The sequence below is a fragment of the Micrococcus sp. NPDC078436 genome, from assembly GCF_040702705.1.
Classification (GTDB): domain Bacteria; phylum Actinomycetota; class Actinomycetes; order Actinomycetales; family Micrococcaceae; genus Micrococcus.
The window spans coordinates 37,253-52,102 of sequence record NZ_JBFBLX010000006.1; the positions used below are offsets into that span (position 1 = coordinate 37,253).

The 14,850-nt window shown below is 73.4% G+C and carries 15 protein-coding genes and 1 tRNA gene; 11 read left to right on the forward strand and 5 right to left on the reverse strand.

Going from position 1 to position 14,850, the window contains the following annotated elements; translation table 11 throughout:
* Positions 1 to 33: 33 nt before the first annotated feature.
* From AB0302_RS05150 to ilvA, 6 genes are all read left to right on the forward strand, one after another.
* A complete protein-coding gene (locus AB0302_RS05150) occupies positions 34 to 1,464 on the forward strand; it encodes an FAD-dependent oxidoreductase (protein ID WP_298714073.1) in 1,431 nt (476 codons plus the stop codon).
* Positions 1,465 to 1,547: 83 nt separating this feature from the next.
* A tRNA-Leu gene (locus AB0302_RS05155) sits at positions 1,548 to 1,624 on the forward strand.
* Positions 1,625 to 1,838: 214 nt separating this feature from the next.
* Complete coding sequence (locus AB0302_RS05160) at positions 1,839 to 2,720, forward strand: Bax inhibitor-1/YccA family protein (RefSeq protein WP_366370742.1); 882 nt, start codon at positions 1,839 to 1,841, stop codon at positions 2,718 to 2,720.
* 135 nt (positions 2,721 to 2,855) lie between these two features.
* Complete coding sequence (locus AB0302_RS05165) at positions 2,856 to 3,821, forward strand: aldose 1-epimerase family protein (protein WP_319075112.1); 966 nt, start codon at positions 2,856 to 2,858, stop codon at positions 3,819 to 3,821.
* Positions 3,818 to 5,029: an AI-2E family transporter gene (locus tag AB0302_RS05170; protein ID WP_366370743.1), complete on the forward strand. Its 1,212-nt coding sequence runs from the start codon at positions 3,818 to 3,820 to the stop codon at positions 5,027 to 5,029. Before AB0302_RS05165 ends, AB0302_RS05170 begins: the two co-directional genes overlap by 4 nt.
* 62 nt (positions 5,030 to 5,091) lie before the next feature.
* A complete protein-coding gene (gene ilvA, locus AB0302_RS05175; protein ID WP_319075200.1) occupies positions 5,092 to 6,369 on the forward strand; it encodes a threonine ammonia-lyase in 1,278 nt (425 codons plus the stop codon).
* An 18-nt stretch (positions 6,370 to 6,387) separates the two neighbouring features.
* Here the strand turns inward: ilvA and AB0302_RS05180 are convergent, their stop codons facing one another.
* From AB0302_RS05180 to AB0302_RS05190, 3 genes are all read right to left on the reverse strand, one after another.
* The gene (locus AB0302_RS05180) at positions 6,388 to 7,032 is read right to left on the reverse strand and encodes a GPP34 family phosphoprotein (RefSeq protein WP_366370744.1); all 645 of its coding nucleotides are present in this window, start codon (positions 7,030 to 7,032) and stop codon (positions 6,388 to 6,390) included.
* Positions 7,033 to 7,127: 95 nt separating this feature from the next.
* Complete coding sequence (gene greA / locus AB0302_RS05185; RefSeq protein WP_248115427.1) at positions 7,128 to 7,622, reverse strand: transcription elongation factor GreA; 495 nt, start codon at positions 7,620 to 7,622, stop codon at positions 7,128 to 7,130.
* Between the two features lie 278 nt (positions 7,623 to 7,900).
* Entirely contained in the window at positions 7,901 to 8,350 is a 450-nt protein-coding gene (locus AB0302_RS05190; protein ID WP_319075106.1) for a DUF4307 domain-containing protein, read from the reverse strand.
* A 159-nt stretch (positions 8,351 to 8,509) separates the two neighbouring features.
* Between AB0302_RS05190 and mca the strand changes: the two genes are divergently transcribed.
* Together mca and AB0302_RS05200 are read left to right on the forward strand one after the other, a co-directional pair.
* Positions 8,510 to 9,430: a mycothiol conjugate amidase Mca gene (gene mca, locus AB0302_RS05195; protein ID WP_319075199.1), complete on the forward strand. Its 921-nt coding sequence runs from the start codon at positions 8,510 to 8,512 to the stop codon at positions 9,428 to 9,430.
* Between the two features lie 27 nt (positions 9,431 to 9,457).
* Positions 9,458 to 9,865 (forward strand): hypothetical protein, encoded by a 408-nt coding sequence (locus tag AB0302_RS05200; protein ID WP_366370745.1) that lies wholly within the window; start codon positions 9,458 to 9,460, stop codon positions 9,863 to 9,865.
* Positions 9,866 to 9,907: 42 nt separating this feature from the next.
* Here the strand turns inward: AB0302_RS05200 and AB0302_RS05205 are convergent, their stop codons facing one another.
* Complete coding sequence (locus tag AB0302_RS05205; protein WP_248115430.1) at positions 9,908 to 10,627, reverse strand: hemolysin III family protein; 720 nt, start codon at positions 10,625 to 10,627, stop codon at positions 9,908 to 9,910.
* Positions 10,628 to 10,752: 125 nt separating this feature from the next.
* Between AB0302_RS05205 and AB0302_RS05210 the strand changes: the two genes are divergently transcribed.
* Positions 10,753 to 11,526, forward strand: a complete 774-nt coding sequence (locus tag AB0302_RS05210; protein ID WP_319075102.1) for an isoprenyl transferase — start codon at positions 10,753 to 10,755, stop codon at positions 11,524 to 11,526.
* Positions 11,527 to 11,680: 154 nt separating this feature from the next.
* Here AB0302_RS05210 and AB0302_RS05215 read toward each other — a convergent pair whose 3' ends face one another.
* A complete protein-coding gene (locus tag AB0302_RS05215; protein WP_366370746.1) occupies positions 11,681 to 12,382 on the reverse strand; it encodes a rhomboid family intramembrane serine protease in 702 nt (233 codons plus the stop codon).
* A gap of 179 nt (positions 12,383 to 12,561) precedes the next feature.
* On the opposite strand from AB0302_RS05215, the gene AB0302_RS05220 reads away from it, so the two are divergent.
* Both AB0302_RS05220 and AB0302_RS05225 read left to right on the forward strand, forming a co-directional pair.
* On the forward strand, positions 12,562 to 13,977 hold the full coding sequence (locus AB0302_RS05220; RefSeq protein WP_319075101.1) for a PhoH family protein: 1,416 nt from the start codon (positions 12,562 to 12,564) through the stop codon (positions 13,975 to 13,977).
* Positions 13,978 to 14,276: 299 nt separating this feature from the next.
* Positions 14,277 to 14,837, forward strand: coding sequence for a prepilin peptidase (locus tag AB0302_RS05225; RefSeq protein WP_366370747.1), 561 nt, complete (start codon positions 14,277 to 14,279; stop codon positions 14,835 to 14,837).
* Positions 14,838 to 14,850 lie beyond the last annotated feature (13 nt).

Below are 14,850 nucleotides of genomic sequence, written 5' to 3' on the forward strand. Positions count from 1 at the left end.
GCCGGCGGCCGGGCTGGGCGTAGGATGGGCACCATGTCACTCACCCCTGAGCTCTCTCCCCAGCCGCGCCTGCTGATCGTCGGCGGCGGCTATGCCGGCTTCCACATCGCCAAGGCCCTGCAGACGAAGGTGAAGGACCGGGGTGGCGTCGTCACCCTGGTGGACCCCCTGCCCTACATGCAGTACCAGCCCTTCCTGCCCGAGATCGTGGGCGGCCACATCGAGGGCCGCCACGCCGTGGTGGACCACCAGACCCACCTCAAGGACACCGAGGTCGTCCGCGGCACCGTCGTGAAGGTGGAGCACGCCCGCAAGGTCGCCACCGTGCGCGGCGAGGACGGCGCCGAGTTCGAGCTCCCCTACCAGGACGTCGTCATGACGGCCGGCGCCACCACGCGCGTCTTCCCGATCCCGGGCCTGGGTGAGAACGGCATCGGCCTGAAGACCGTGGAGGAGGCCGTCGCGCTGCGCAACCAGATCCTGGAGCGCCTCGACGCCGCGTCCCTGTCCACCGACGCCGAGGAGCGCCGACGGGCCCTGACCTTCGTGGTGGTCGGCGGCGGCTTCGCCGGCATCGAGACGGTGGCGGAGATGGAGAACGTCATCCGCACCGCCGTGGAGCGCAACGAGCGTCTCTCCCAGTCCGAGGTCCGCATCGTCCTCGTCGAGGCCATGGGCCGCATCATGCCCGAGGTCTCCGAGGACCAGGCCGAGAACGTGGTGAAGCACCTGCAGGACCGCGGCATCGAGGTCCTCCTGAACACCTCGCTGGGCGATGCGACCGGCCGCGTCATGACGCTGACCGACATGAAGAGCGAGGACAAGGCCGTCAAGGAGAAGTTCCCGGCGGACACCCTCGTGTGGACCGCGGGCGTGGCCGCCAACGGCGTGGCCAAGCAGACCGACTTCCCCGTGGAGCAGCGCGGCCGCATCGAGGTCACCCCCACCCTCCAGGTGAAGGACGGCGAGTCCGGCGTGCTCGAGGGCGCGTGGGGCTGCGGCGACGTGTGCGCCGTGCCCGACCTCACCGGCTCCGGCCCCGGCGGCTTCTGCGTGCCGAACGCCCAGCACGCCGTGCGCCAGGCCAAGCAGCTGGCCGCCAACTACATGGCCGTCCGCCACGGCGAGGGCGAGGTCGCGGAGTACGTGCACAAGTCCCTCGGCGCCGTCGCCGGCCTCGGCTTCCTCAAGGGCGTCGGCAACCCGATGGGCCTGAAGATCAACGGCGTGCCGGCCTGGCTCGCCCACCGCGGCTACCACATCTACGCCATGCCCACCCTGGAGCGCCGCTTCCGCATCGCCTCGGGCTGGATCGCCGAGACCCTCTTCGGCCGTGACACCACCTCCGTGAGCGGCCAGGACACCCCGTTCAACGCCTTCCGCGCGGCGGCCGGCGTCGAGCTGGAGCCCGTCCGCTTCGAGCAGCGCGAGCGGGACACGGCCCAGGCCGAGCCCGCGATCTGATCCTGCCGACCCGCGGCGGCCCCGTCCGAGGAATCGGGCGGGGCCGCTGCTCGTCCGCGGTGTGCGGGGCCCGCCCCGCCGCCGCCCCCGTGGCCCAACTGGCAGAGGCGGCCGACTTAAAATCGGTGTGTTGCGGGTTCGAGTCCCGCCGGGGGCACCAGGGGTGCCGCGCGCTCGGTGCGCCGGCAGGCCCGCCCAGCGCAGGCCCAGGAACTGCGCCCACCGTGAACAGCCGACGGGCGCATGCGGGGGATCGCCGTCGCCCGGAGACGTCCGTGGAGCATCCCGATAGACTGGAGCGGATCCTCCGGAGCATGCGCGGCGTCCCCCCGGCGTCCGCGTGACCGGGCCGACCATGACCCAAGGAGCACGCCGTGGCCAACCCGGTGATGAACTCACAGAACTTCCAGCAGCAGATGCATGCCGGCCAGCAGCAGCCGGGGTGGTACCAGGGCGGCACGCAGAGCGCCCAGGCCCCCTACGGCCAGCCGCAGTCGCCCTACGGCCAGGCCCAGGCGTTCGGCGCCGGCCAGGCCGCCCAGCAGCACGCGCACCAGCAGAGCATGGAGGACGCGTTCCGCGGCCCCGCCGCCGGTGCCGAGCACACGGGCCGCATGACCTACAACGACATCATCGGCAAGACCGGCCTCATGCTGATCCTCGTGATCGTGGGCGCGGCGGTCGGCTGGGCCCTGCCCGCGCTCATGGCGATCGGCGCGATCGTGGGCCTCGTCCTCGGCCTGGTCAACTCGTTCAAGAAGAACCCCTCGCCGGCCCTGATCATGCTCTACGCGCTGGCCGAGGGCCTGTTCATCGGCGGCATCTCGCGGGTGTTCGAGAGCAGCTACCCGGGCATCGTGGTGCAGGCCGTGCTCGGCACGTTCTCCGTGTTCGCCGTGATGCTCGCGCTCTACACCTCGGGCAAGTTCCGCCCCACGCCGAAGATGACCAAGATCGTCATGGCCGCCATGCTCGGCTACCTCCTCTTCTCCCTGATCAACATGGTCCTGACCTGGACCGGTGTGCTCGAGGGCTTCGGCATGCGTGAGGGCCCCCTCGGCCTGCTGATCGGCGCCGTGGCCGTGCTCCTCGCCGCGTACTCCCTCACCATGGACTTCGAGATGGGTGCGGAGGGCGTGAAGGCCGGAGCTCCGCAGAAGTACTCCTGGACCGTGGCCTTCGGCCTGACGGTCACGCTCGTGTGGCTGTACGTGGAGATCCTTCGCCTCCTGGCGATCTTCCGCAACAACGACTGACCCGGCGCCGGGCGGCCTCCCGCCCCCCGCCGGCTCCCGCAGGCCGCCCCGTCCCTCACCGGACGGGGTGGCCTGCGTGCTGAACGCGTAGATTGGGCCTGATCGCCCCCGTCCTCTCACTGCTCAGGAGCTCGTGTGACCCCCTCTGAGACGCCTCCGGCCGCCTTCGGCGCGGCCGCGGCCGGCGGCACCCAGTACCGCCTCGAGCGGGTGGGCGCCGAGGCCGTCGTCGTCGGCCTGGCCGGCGCGCTGCGCACGTACCGCGTGCACGGGGTGGACCTCACGGAGCCCTACGGCGAGGACGTGATCCCGCCCGCCGGCAACGGCATCCAGATGAGCCCGTGGCCCAACCGCGTGGCCGCCGGCCGCTGGAGCCTGGGCGGGGTCGAGCAGCAGCTGGACATCACCGAGCCGGCCCGCGGCCACGCGATCCACGGGCTGCTGCGGAACACGCAGTTCGTGCCCGAGCAGGTCTCCGCGCACGAGGTGCGCCTGCGCGCGGAGGTGCACCCGCAGCACGGCTGGCCCTTCCGCCTCACGCACCGCGTCGCGTACGCGCTCGGCGACGACGGCGCCCTCACGGTCACCATGGAGCTGGAGAACCACGCGGCCGCCGCCGCGCCCGTCGCGTTCGGAGCGCACCCCTACCTGCGCGTCGGGGACGTGCCGACCCAGGACCTCACGCTCACCGTCCCCGCCGCGGCCTGGATCCGCACGGGGGAGGACCTGATCCCCGTGGAGACCCTGTCCGTGGAGGGCACGGACCGCGACTTCCGCGCCGGACGCGCCGTGGGCACGGCCGGCCTCGACGTCGGCCTCACGCAGCTGCGGGCCGACGACGACGGACGCCACCGCCAGACCCTCCGCGCCCCGGACGGCCGGTCCGTGACCCTGTGGACCGATCCGGCCTTCGCCTGGACCCACGTGTTCGTGACCGACCGGCTCCCGGGCCGGGAGACCGCCCTCGCCGTGGAGCCGCTCACGGCCCCCGCGGACGCCCTGAACTCGGGTGAGGGCCTGCACCGCCTCGCCCCCGGCGCCCGCTGGTCCGCCCAGTGGGGCCTCATCCCGTCCATCGCACCCGAGGAGACCGACGCATGAGCTCCACGCTCTCCGCGCAGACCAAGATCAACAAGGACGTGCCCTACGGGCTGACGGTGGCCGCGGCGTGGTCGTGGCGCATCGTTGCGATCATCGTGGGCCTCGCCGTCGTGTGGCACCTGGCGAGCTTCGTCAGCCTGATCATCATCCCGCTGCTCGTGGCCGCCCTGCTCGCCACGCTGCTCGCCCCGGTCTACGAGGCACTGCTCAAGGGCGGGGTCACCAAGGTCCTCGCGTCGCTCCTGTGCGTGCTGCTGCTGATCCTCGTGGTGGTCGGGCTCGCCGCGCTGGCGGGCCAGCAGGTCGTCCAGGGGTTCGCCGACCTGAGCGAGAGGCTCGGCCAGGCCGTGGACGGCGCCGTCGCCTGGCTGGGCACCATGGGCGTGAACACGCAGATCAGCTCGGAGAGCCTGGACAGCATGTGGCAGACGATCCGGGACCACTCGGGCGCGGTCATGGACAGCGCGCTGAGCTTCGGCACCACCGCGGCCAACATCGGCACCGGCGTCTTCATCGCCCTGTTCACCCTGATCTTCTTCCTCTACGACGGCGACCGCATCTGGCGCTTCCTGCTGCTCTTCGTGCCCAAGGCGCACCGCCACACCGTCGACCGCGCGGGCCGCTCCGGCTGGCGCTCCCTCGGCTCCTACGTGCGCGTGCAGATCCTGGTGGCCTTCATCGACGCCGTGGGCATCGGCCTGGGCGCGCTGCTCCTCGGGGTGCCGCTGCCCATTCCGCTCGCGGTGCTCGTGTTCCTGGCCTCCTTCATCCCCATGGTCGGCGCCGTGGTCAGCGGCGGCCTGGCCGTGCTCCTGGCCCTCATGGCCAATGGGCCGGTCAACGCGCTGCTCATGCTCGGCGTGGTCATCCTCGTGCAGCAGCTGGAGTCGAACGTCCTCCAGCCGCTCGTGATGGGCAAGGCGGTCGCGCTGCATCCGCTCGCCGTCTTCCTCGCCGTGGCCACCGGCTCCACCGTGATGGGCCTCGTGGGCGCCGTCTTCTCCGTGCCGCTGCTCGCGTTCGTGAACTCGTTCATCCGAGGGCTCAGCGTCGAGGAGCCGGAGTCCCTCACCTCCCGTTCCGACGCACACCTCGACCCGGCAGCGTCCGTGGACGCCGCGGGATCGCACAGGCACGTCCCCGACGACCACCAGGACCCCGCCCTGGCCTCCCAGGAGGAGGCCGCCACGCACACGGACCGCGCGTGAGCGCCGCACAGGGAGAAGGGGACGTCGGCCACGTGGCCGGATCCGACGTCGGGGTGCGCTGGGTGCGCCCCGCGCCGCGGGACCCCGCGGCCGATCCGGGCCGTGCCCTGCCCGTGACCCTGGCCGACGTCGAGCGGGCCCGGGAGGTGCTCGCCGACGTCGCCGAGGTGACCCCGCTGCAGCACGCGCGTCCGCTCAGCCGGGAGGCGGGCACCCCGGTGCACCTCAAATGCGAGAACCTGCAGCGCGCAGGATCGTTCAAGGTGCGCGGTGCATACGTGCGCATGGCCGCGCTCTCCCCCGAGGAGCGGGCGCGCGGCGTGGTGGCCGCCTCCGCCGGCAACCACGCGCAGGGCGTGGCCTCGGCGGCGGCGCGGCTCGGCATCCGTGCGCGGATCGTGATGCCCCGCGGCGTCGCCCTGCCGAAGCTGCAGGCCACGCGGGAGCACGGCGCCGAGGTCGTGCTGCACGGGTCCACCGTGGACGAGGCGCTCGCGGAGGCCCAGCGGCACGCCGACGAGACGGGCGCGGTGTTCATCCACCCGTTCGACAGCGCCGACGTGGTGGCCGGCCAGGGGACCGTGGGCCTCGAGATCCTGGATGCCCTGCCCGAGGTGGACACCGTCATCGTGGGCATCGGCGGCGGCGGGCTGATCTCCGGCGTCGCCGTCGCGGTGAAGGAGAGGGCCCGCCTCTCCGGGCGCGAGGTCCGCGTGGTGGGGGTGCAGGCGGCGGGCGCGGCGGCCTATCCGCCCTCGCTCGCCGAGGGCCGCGCGCAGGCCCTCGAGCACACCTCCACCATCGCGGACGGGATCGCGGTGGGCCGGCCCGGCGCCGTGCCGTTCGCGATCGTCTCCGCGCTCGTGGACGCGGTCGTCACCGTGACCGACGACGAGATCGCCGCGGCCCTCGTGCACCTGCTGGAGCGCTCCAAGCTCGTGGTGGAGCCGGCGGGCGCGGTGGGGGTGGCGGCGCTGCTCTCCGGGCGCGTCGCGGACCTGGGCTTCGAGCTCGGCACCACCGCGGTGGTGCTCTCCGGCGGGAACATCGACCCCATGCTGCTGCTGAAGTCCATCCAGTCCGGCCTCTCGGCCGCGGGCCGCTACATGACCGTGCGGATCCCGCTGCGGGACCGGCCGGGCGAGCTCGCGACGATCTCCCGGATCATCGCGGAGGAGGAGGCCAACGTGGTGCGCGTGGACCACACGCGCGTGGGCCCGCAGCTCTCCCTGGGCGGGGTGCACATCACGATCGACATGGAGACGCGCGGCCACGAGCACTCCCTCGCGGTGCTCGAGGCGCTGCGGTCCGCCGGCTACAGCCCTCGGCAGCACCTCTGAGAGGCGCCGCCCGGCGCGTCAGTCGGACGTGACCCCGGCCGCGGTGGCCGCGATCGCGCCGCCGCGCCCGGCCACCGCCGCCCGCACGGCCTGCACCAGCAGGTCGGAGCGGGTGAGGGCCTCGATGCGGCGGGTGAACTCGCGGCGGTCGTAGCGCTCGTGCGCGCCGGGCAGCAGGCGGCGGGCGAGGTTGAGGTGCTGGAGGATTCCGAGGAGCAGGACGTCCTCGGCGGTGGGATCGGCCTCGTCCAGCACGACGGCGGTGAGGTGGGACGTGAGGCCGTCCTTGACGGAGGTGGTCACCGGGACGCGGCGGGTGGTGAGGAAGGCCTTGTGCTCCTCGAGCTCCCCGGTCTCCACGAGGTGCGCCGCCACGGGCTTGAGCGCCGCCGGCCTGCCCTTGGCGACCACCGCGGACACCTTCTTGCCGGAGAGCGCGTCCACGCCCGGGAGCAGCCCGTCCAGCACGGGGTCGCCCGCCGTGCCGCCGGCCACCACCCACAGCCGGGCGGACGCCACGGGGGCGTCCTCCACCCGCACCATGCCGGCCTCGCGCAGGTCCGCGAGCGCGGCGGCGGACAGGGCGATCCCGTGGTGGGCAGGGGATTCGGAGCGGCCCTCGGCGCGGGTGAGGAGCAGGTGGGTCTTCTCTGCGGTGAGCATGGCCACAGCGTAGCAACGCCGGGGGACGCACGACGGCGGCCGGTGCGCCCGCTCTCGGGTGCTCCGGCCGCCGTCGCGCGTGCCCGGGGGAGGGGTCAGCCCTTGTACGGCTGGACGTCCTTGACCTCGACCTTGATCTCCTTGCCGTTCGGCGCGGTGTAGGTGACCTTGTGACCCTTCGTGGCGCCGTTGATGGCCTCGCCGAGCGGGGAGCGCTCGGAGTAGACCTCGAGGGACTCGTCGTCGGCCGCGATCTCGCGGTTGCCGAAGAGGAACGTCATCTCGTCGCCGGCGACGACGGCGGTCACCACGGTGCCCGGGTGCACGGCGCCGTCGTTCTCGGCCGCCTCGCCCACGCGGGCGGTCTCGAGGAGGTGCTTGAGCTCGGCGATGCGGCCCTCGTTCTTGGACTGCTCCTCGCGGGCGGCGTGGTAGCCGCCGTTCTCCTTGAGGTCGCCTTCGTCGCGGGCCGCCTCGATGCGCTCGATGATCTCCTGGCGCCCGGGGCCGGAGATGTGCTCGAGCTCCTTGGACAGGCGATCGAACGCCTCCTGGGTCAGCCACGGGGCGTCGGACTGGTTCGTCGTCATGCTGGCCGCCTTTCTCGTCGTCATGGGGATGGGTGGGCGCGGTCGGCGCGGACGGGGGTCCGGGGCCGGCCTGCGCCCACATGCGAAGAACCCCGCCGTCCAGGTGACCGCGGGATCCGGGAGGGATCCGCAGGCGCCTGCCTGACCGGCGGGGCGGGAAACTCGGGCCAGTCTACGTCAGCGGCGGGCGTCACACCAAGGTCCACGGGTGCGCGGTGGGAGGACGGTGATCGTCCGACGGCTGGCCGGGGGCGCGTCAGGGACTGGTCAGGGGCGCGTCAGACGGCGCGGCACGTGTCCACGACCCCGGTCACGCCCCGGCCGACCGTGCGGACGTCCACGGTGTAGGACCAGGTGGAGTCGGAGGGCCTCGTCCGCTCGTCGGCGGGGAGCGATGCGGGCCGCACGGTGCGGAAGCCCACCGGGGCGGCCTGGGCGTCCATCACCACGATGTCGCACTCGGCGGTGACGTCCTCCGGGACGCTCACCTGGAACGTGACGCGCGCGAGGGAGTCGTCCACGATCTCGTAGCCGATCTCCTTGGACTCGATCCGCCCCACCGAGACGTTCAGGCCGATCACGATCGCCAGGGCCACGGCGGAGAGGAACGCGACGACACCCAGGGCGATCCAGGCGCGGCGGCGGCCCGGGCGCGACTGGTCCGTCCCGTAGCGGTTGGCTAGGGTGGGCTCCTGCGCGTGAGCGGCGTGCGGGGTGGCGGAGGACATCGCCGCCCAGCCTATCCTGCACGGTCCGTGCGGCGCCGCTGAGCCGCTCCCCTGCACCCCCTCTGCCCCGTCGAAAGCGAGCCACCGACCGTGAACGCGCAGCCCTCCGCCACCACCGATCCGGCCGCGCGGGTGCCGGCCTCGCAGGGTCTGCGCCTCATGGCCGTGCACGCCCACCCGGACGACGAGTCCTCGAAGGGCGCGGCCATGATGGCCGCCTACGTGGAGGCCGGCGCCGAGGTGATGGTGGTGACCTGCACGGGCGGCGAGGCCGGCGACCTGCTGAACCCGCAGTACGAGGACGCCGTGCGCACGGACCGGGACATCGCCGCGGTGCGCCGGGACGAGATGGCCGAGGCCGTGGCCGCGCTCGGCATCCGGCACGAGTGGCTGGGCTTCCTCGACTCCGGCCTGCCCGAGGGCGACCCGCTGCCGGCCCTGCCGTCGAACTGCTTCGCCGTGACGCCGCTGCGCATCGCCGCCGCCCCGCTGGTGTCCCTCGTGCGGAGCTTCCGGCCGCACGTGCTGATCGCGTACGACGAGGAGGGCGGCTACCCGCACCCGGACCACATCCAGGCGCACCACGTGACGGTCGAGGCCTACCGCGCCGCCGGCGATCCGGCGGCGTACCCCGAGACCGGCCCCGCGTGGGAGGTCTCGAAGCTGTACTACGACCGCGCGTTCAACCCGGAGAAGTACCGCACGCTCCACGAGGCGTTCGTGGCGGCCGGGGACGAGTCCCCCTTCGGCCAGCGGATGTCCTTCTACGCACAGATGGAGGCCATGCGGGAGGTGCTGCGCCGTCGGGAGGCCGGGGAGGACGTCCCGGACCCGGAGCACGTGCCCGCGTGGGTGATGCCGGACCACCCCGTGACCACGCAGGTCCCCGTGGCCGACTACCTCGAGCACCGGGACGCCGCCCTGCGCGCGCACCGCACCCAGGTGGACCCGGACGGCCCGTTCTTCGCCGCCCCGAACGAGATGCTGCGGGCCGCGTGGCCGTGGGAGGACTACTGCCTCGTGGACTCCCGCGTGCCCACGCAGCTGCCGGAGGACGACGTCTTCGCCGGGCTGCGCTGAGCCGGCCGGCCGGTAGAGTGGTCGGTCGTGATCACCCTGTCTGGCCTGTCCCTCGTCCTCTCCGCCGCCGCGGTGGCCGCGAGCACGGCGCCCCTGCCGGCCGCGCCCGAGCCCACCCTGCGTCCCGGCCTCGAGGAGGCGGACGTGACCCCGGGTATCGAGGGGTTCCTGTTCACCGCCCTCATGGTGGCCATGGCCGTCATCGTGCTGCGGCTCATGGTCCGCTCCGTGCGCCGCGTGCAGCAGCGCTCCCCGCAGGCCGAGGCCATGCTCGTGGACCGGCACCAGCGGCACCTCCCGGAGGAGGTCCGGGAGGGCGGCGAGCACCTGGACGCCGACGCCGAGGACCGCCTCGAGCGCCTCCGCGCCAAGTACCCCGGCTACCTCGCCGAGCCCACCCCGGAGCCGAAGGCGCCGGACACCGGACGCCCCTGACCCGCGCGTCGTCCCCCAGGACGAGGGAGCCGCCGTCGCCGCTCAGCGCGCGGCCAGGACCACCATCATGATGGCCACGAAGTGGCACACGAACCCGCCCACCGTGAACACGTGGAAGAGCTCGTGGAAGCCGAACCACTCACGGTGGATCGTGGGCGCCTTCAGGGCGTAGAACACGGCCCCCACGATGTACGCCGCGCCGCCGGCGCACACGAGGACGGCGGCGGGCACGCTCGCGGCGAAGAAGTCGCCGATGAACAGCAGCGCCGCCAGGCCCAGGAGCACGTACACGGGCGTGTACAGCCAGCGCGGCGCGTCCGTCCACACGACGCGGAACGCGACGCCGGCCACCGCGCCCACCCACACGAGCGTGAGCAGCAGCCGGGCCGTGTCCGGCGGCAGCATCGCCAGCGCGAGCGGCGTGTACGTCCCGGAGATCACGAGCATGATGTTCGTGTGGTCCAGCCGCTTGAGCACGCGGGAGACCGTCTCGTTCCACTGGATGAGGTGGTAGGTGGCCGAGACGCCGAACAGCAGCAGCCCGGTGATCACGTAGACCACGCACGCGGCGCGCAGGTGCGGCGGCGCCAGGGCGATCAGCACGATGCCCGCCACGAGCACGAGCGGGGCCATCACCGCGTGCACCCAGCCGCGCAGCCGCGGCTTGTACAGGGGGTGCTCGGGGTCGCGGACCCGTTCGATCCGCCAGCGCGGGGGTCGGGGCCGGGTGGTGGCGTCCGTGCGGGGCGTCGCGTCGTCCATGCCCTCCATCTTCCTCCTCTGCCGGTGGTGCCGCCTCCAGGGACCTCCGAGGCGGACGCACGTATCCTGAGACCTCCGGAACCTGCCGCCCGGCCCCTCGGCCGGCCGTGAAAGCGAGGTGCGCCGTGCGCCAGCCCGACGTCTTCTACCGCCTGTACGAGCGGCGACTGGCCCGCGGCCTGGACGCGGAGCGCCTCCCGCACCACGTGGGCGTGCTCGTGGACGGCAACCGCCGCTGGGCCCGCGCGTTCGGCGCCACCACGCAGGAGGGGCATCAGGCCGGTGCGGAACGGATCCTGGACTTCATCGGGTGGTGCGACGACGTCGGGGTGCCCGTGGTGACCCTGTACATGCTCTCCACCGAGAACCTCAGCCGCCCCGAGGAGGAGCTCGCGCCCCTGCTGGAGATCATCATGGCCACCGCCGAGCGCCTCGCCGAGCCGACCGAGGGCCGGCGGCCCGTGCGCGTGCAGCCCGTGGGCGCCGTAGACCTGCTCCCGCCCGGCATGGCCCGGCGGCTGCGCGCCCTCGCGGAGCGCACGCAGGGGCACGACGGGGTGCACGTGAACGTGGCGGTGGGCTACGGGGGCCGGCTCGAGATCGTGGACGCGGTGCGCGAGCTGCTGCGCGAGGCCGACGCCGAGGGCCGCTCTGCCGCGGACGTGGCCGCCGAGCTGACGGTGGACAAGATCTCCTCGCGCCTCTACACCCGCGGCCAGCCGGACCCGGACCTGGTGATCCGCACGTCCGGGGAGCAGCGGCTCTCCGGCTTCCTCACGTGGCAGTCCGCGTATTCGGAGTTCTACTTCTGCGAGGCCATGTGGCCCGCGTTCCGCCGCGTGGACTTCCTGCGCGCCCTGCGCGACTACGGCTCGCGGCAGCGTCGCTTCGGCGCCTGAGGCGCGGCGCACTGGCCACGGTGCTGGGCTCCGCACCGCTGTGCTGGGCACAGTACCGCTGTGCCGGTCACCGCACCGCTGTGCTGGGCGCAGTACTGCCAAGTAAGCGGCGGCCTACTTGGCAGTACTGCGCCCAGCGGGCGGGGGTGCTGCCTCAGAACCAGCGCTGCTCCGCGGCGGAGGCGAGGGCGGCGTCGTCGCGGGAGGCACGCCGCTCCAGGGCGCGGGCGGCGCGGTCCCGGCGGCCCCACCACAGCGCCAGCAGCACCCCGACGACGGCGCCGGCCAGGTGCCCCGTCCAGGACAGGCCCGGCTGGGGCAGCAGGCCGAGGAGCGAGGAGCCCAGGTGGGTGACCGCCACGACCACGGAGACCACGACGGCCAGGGCGCGCCGGGCCACGATGCCGTAGACGAGCAGGAACGCGATGAGCGCGTAGACGATGCCCGAGGCGCCGATGTGCACCCCCGGCGTGCCGATGAGCCAGGTGAGCAGGCCCGAGCCGAGCCACGAGGCGGCCAGGAGCGCGACCGGGCGGCGGGAGACGAGCGCGGCCACCGGGCCGAGGACGATCAGCGCCGTGGTGTTGCCGATCAGGTGGCCCCAGCCGGCATGGAGGATCGGGGAGAAGAGCACGCCGTCCAGGCCCGCCAGGTGGCGCGGGATCAGCCCGGCGCCGGGGATGATCAGGCGGCCGCCCACGATCAGCACGAGCTGGGCGATCCACATGAGGACGATCAGCACGGCGGTGGGGGCGGCGGCGCGCAGCAGGCCGGCACTGGCGCGGTCGGCGCGGGAGGCGAGGCCGGCGCCGCGGGAGGACTCGGGGGATGCGAGGGGGCCGGGGGTGCTGCGCATGGGGGCTCCTGACGGAGGACGGGGCGGGCTGGGCCCCAGTCTAGGAAGCCGACCTGGCCGGTGCCCGGATTCTTCATCCAGGGTTCACCCTCGGCGTCGCCCGCGTTCCCCGCGCGGACCTAGCGTGAGCCGCAGGCGGGCGCCGCCCGCCCTTCACCCCGGCACAGGAGGCACGCAGCATGGAGCAGCAGGCGCAGACCGCGGAGACGGGCACCCGGAGCCCGCGGGGGGACAGGGCGAGCGTGGGGGAGCGCTCCTATGTGGTGGACACCTCGGTGCTCCTCTCGGATCCGCGGGCGCTGCTGCGCTTCGCCGAGCACGAGGTGATCCTGCCGCTCGTGGTGATCTCCGAGCTCGAGGCCAAGCGCGCCGATCCGGACCTGGGCTACTTCGCGCGCACTGCGCTGCGCATCCTCGACGACCTGCGCACGCGCCACGGCGCCCTGGACCGCGACGTCCCGCTCACGCCCGAGGGCGGGACCCTGCGGGTTGAGCTGAACCACGTCTCCACGGACGTCCTGCCGTTCGGCATCCGCGGGACGGACAACGACTCGCGCATCCTCGCCGTCGCGAAGGCCTTCGCGGACGAGGGGCGGGAGGTGACCGTGGTGTCCAAGGACCTGCCGATGCGCGTGAAGGCTGCGGCCATGGGCCTGTCCGCGGACGAGTACCGCCATGAGCTCGTGCGGGACTCGGGCTGGCGCGGCACCGTGGCCCTGCCGCTGGACGAGGAGCGGCTCGACACGCTGTACGAGGAGGGCGTGGTCTCCCTCGAGGGCGTGCCGCTCGCGGACCTGCGCGGCACGGGTGTGGAGGAGCGCCCGGGGCAGGAGCAGCCGGGCGCCGAGAGCCTCCCGGTGAACACGGGGCTGGTGCTCTCCTCGACGCGCGGCTCCGCACTCGCCCGCGTGGTCGACGGCGGCCGGGCGCGCCTGGTGCGCGGGGACAAGGACGTGTTCGGACTGCACGGCCGCTCGGCGGAGCAGCGCCTGGCCATCGACCTGCTGATGGACTCCAGCGTCGGTATCGTCTCGCTGGGTGGCCGCGCGGGCACGGGCAAGTCGGCCCTCGCGCTGTGCGCAGGCCTGGAGGCCGTCATGGAGCGCCGGGAGCACCGCAAGGTCGTGGTGTTCCGGCCGCTGTACGCCGTGGGCGGCCAGGAGCTCGGCTACCTGCCCGGCGGAGAGGGCGAGAAGATGGGCCCGTGGGCGCAGGCGGTGTTCGACACCCTCTCCGCGCTCGTCTCCCCGTCCGTGATCGATGAGGTGACGGACCGCGGGATGCTCGAGATCCTGCCGCTCACCCACATCCGCGGCCGTTCCCTGCACGACGCGTGGGTGATCGTGGACGAGGCGCAGTCATTGGAGCGCAACGTGCTGCTGACCGTGCTGAGCCGCATGGGCAGGAACTCCAAGGTGGTGCTCACCCACGACGTCGGCCAGCGGGACAACCTGCGCGTGGGCCGGCACGATGGGATCGCGGCCGTGGTGGAGACCCTGAAGGGGCACCCGCTGTTCGGGCACGTCACCCTCACCCGGTCCGAGCGCTCGCCGATCGCGGCGCTGGTGACCGAGCTGCTCGAGGAGGAGCGCTGAGCGGGAGGCCGCGCCGGAGATGACAGAGGGGCCGCTGCACAAGGCAGCGGCCCCAACGGCGGGGGTGCTCGGCCCCGCGGAGGGGGGATTGGGGACCGAGGAAGCCCGCCACCATGGCCCCTCAAAAACGGGATCGGGGCCATGGAGTCTCAGGAATGATCCGACCCTGGGGCCTGACCATCACTGAACTGTAGCCCCACTCTTGCGGCGGACGCAACGTTGTGTTCCGTATGTGAGAGAGCTGACGGTGGGCCGGGAGAAGTGCGGCGCATCGGGATCCGCGGCCTGTGGATGAGCGGGTGCGCGCCAGGGAGACGGCCCTACGCTGGGCCGGGGAGGGGGTGGTCCGCATGGGCTGGTGGGCGTGGGCGGTGGCTGCCGGGCACATCACGACGGCGGCGGTGTGGGTGCTGGCCGTCGCGTGGTTCGCGCTGTGCTGCGCGGTGCTCGTGCGGACGGACCTGCGGGAGCACCGGCTGCCGAATCGCTGGACCCTGCGGCTCGCGCTGGGCGGGCTCGTGGGGATGGCCGGGGGAGCGGCGCTCGCGGGACGGTGGGACCTCGTGGCGGGCGGCGTGCTCGGCGGGCTCGGCTACGCCGTGGCGATGTTCGTGCTGCATCTGCTCAGCGGAGGCGGCCTCGGCATGGGCGACGTGAAGCTCGCCGCGGGCCTGGGCCTCTACACGGGCGTGGCCGGCGGGCCGGCTGCCGTGGTGGCGGCCGGCGTCGGGGCGATCCTGCTGGGCGGGCTCACAGCGCTCGTGCTGGTGGCGCTGCGGCGGGCGAGCCGGTCCACTGCGCTGGCGTTCGGGCCGGCGATGGTGGTGGCGGCCGTCGGGGTGCTGGTGATGGTCCGCTGAGAGTCCTGACGAC

What these genes read in the sequence shown, in the direction of transcription:
- AB0302_RS05150 (WP_298714073.1), top strand. Translation starts at nt 34, where the DNA reads ATGTCACTCACCCCTGAGCTCTCTCCCCAGCCGCGCCTGCTGATCGTC.
- AB0302_RS05170 (WP_366370743.1), top strand. Translation starts at nt 3,818, where the DNA reads ATGAGCTCCACGCTCTCCGCGCAGACCAAGATCAACAAGGACGTGCCC.
- AB0302_RS05180 (WP_366370744.1), bottom strand. Translation starts at nt 7,032, where the DNA reads ATGCTCACCGCAGAGAAGACCCACCTGCTCCTCACCCGCGCCGAGGGC.
- greA (WP_248115427.1), bottom strand. Translation starts at nt 7,622, where the DNA reads ATGACGACGAACCAGTCCGACGCCCCGTGGCTGACCCAGGAGGCGTTC.
- AB0302_RS05190 (WP_319075106.1), bottom strand. Translation starts at nt 8,350, where the DNA reads ATGTCCTCCGCCACCCCGCACGCCGCTCACGCGCAGGAGCCCACCCTA.
- mca (WP_319075199.1), top strand. Translation starts at nt 8,510, where the DNA reads ATGGCCGTGCACGCCCACCCGGACGACGAGTCCTCGAAGGGCGCGGCC.
- AB0302_RS05205 (WP_248115430.1), bottom strand. Translation starts at nt 10,627, where the DNA reads ATGGACGACGCGACGCCCCGCACGGACGCCACCACCCGGCCCCGACCC.
- AB0302_RS05215 (WP_366370746.1), bottom strand. Translation starts at nt 12,382, where the DNA reads ATGCGCAGCACCCCCGGCCCCCTCGCATCCCCCGAGTCCTCCCGCGGC.
- AB0302_RS05220 (WP_319075101.1), top strand. Translation starts at nt 12,562, where the DNA reads ATGGAGCAGCAGGCGCAGACCGCGGAGACGGGCACCCGGAGCCCGCGG.